This is a genomic window from Acinetobacter sp. 228 (assembly GCF_048147885.1).
Map to the genome: position 1 here is coordinate 1 of NZ_JAYWYV010000384.1, position 1215 is coordinate 1215.

The following is a 1215-nucleotide window of genomic DNA, read 5'->3' on the forward strand; positions in this document are numbered from 1 at the left end:
CTGCTTTTGAATGAGCTGTTGAACTTGTTCAAACGTCCAAAGGTGTTGTAATTGTCGACTCCCTAACCAATGATAAAACTGCTCAAACTCTTGTTGGATTACCTGAGTCTGAGCAAACTGCTCATCTAAAAAATCTAGATGAGCTTCAATAAGTTTTTCAATCATGGGTTGGGTAGACATAAGGTCTCACAAGTTGGAAGTTTTATTTAAGGTGTTGTCGTTTTTGACGACTGGTTTGTTTCTACTTTCAGTAAAAACGGTACGTATTGTTGGATAACCAACTGTTCAGCTTCCAAAATTGGCATATGGCCTACGTTTTCTAAGATAACTGGAGGCTGGGCATTTTTTAAAAGCCGTTTTAGCTCGTTTGCTACTTCTACATTAATAATTTTATCCTGTTTACCCCATAAAATGAGTGTAGGGGCGTCAATCGTTTTAGTAAGTACCGCAAAGGAATCTGGGGTATAGACTTTATTGAGTGCAATCAATTGATCAACCAGTTTCTGTGTTTGAGGTGCTTGATTAATCATCAGTTTTTCTTGAGCTTGCAGGAACTCTTTCGGAATAAACGGAGGATTAAACATGGTTTGTTTTAATAAATAATTAAAATCACCTTTTTTAGAGACTAAAAGTTGTTTTAGATAGGTTGGATCTTTTAGATAAATTGTGTTGGCAGAACGGAAAATACCACCGCTATCGACTAAAAATAGACTTTTGGTTTCAAATGGATATTGTCCAGCATAGAGTAGGGCAATAGATCCGCCGAGTGAGTGCCCAGCAATATGAATTGGGCCTTTTAAATTGGCGGCTTCAACAAAGCGACGTAATTTTTCAGCTAAGTTGGGAACCGAATAATCAAAGTCGTGCGAGACGATAGTTTCGCCACTGCCCGGTAAGTCAGGAATAATAACGTGATAATTTGTCGTGAGATAATGGGCAACTCGGTTCCAGTTATCTCGACTGCCCGCTAGGCCATGAATGAGTAGTAAAGTTGGCTTTGTGCTAGAGCCACCTTCACTATATGACCAAGTGATATCACCCACCTTTAGGCTTTTGCTTTGCAGTCCTGCCCAGTTACGTTCTTGCTGTAATATTGTTTGAAAGCTGACATCAATATTATCGGCTGCCTGCGCTTGAGAAATGCTCATGACTGACAATAAGCTACAAGCCAAAGTCAGTGCAGTAGCAGTTTTTTTCATAGAGGCTTTAATTGAT

General features: G+C 39.3%; 1 protein-coding gene and 1 pseudogene. Both read right to left on the reverse strand.

Going from position 1 to position 1215, the window contains the following annotated elements:
• Nucleotides 1-180, reverse strand: a pseudogene (locus VXQ92_RS19215) (hypothetical protein); the annotation flags it as partial.
• Between the two features lie 26 nt (nt 181-206).
• On the reverse strand, nt 207-1215 hold a 1009-nt coding region (locus VXQ92_RS19220), incomplete at its 5' end, for an alpha/beta fold hydrolase (RefSeq protein WP_416682875.1).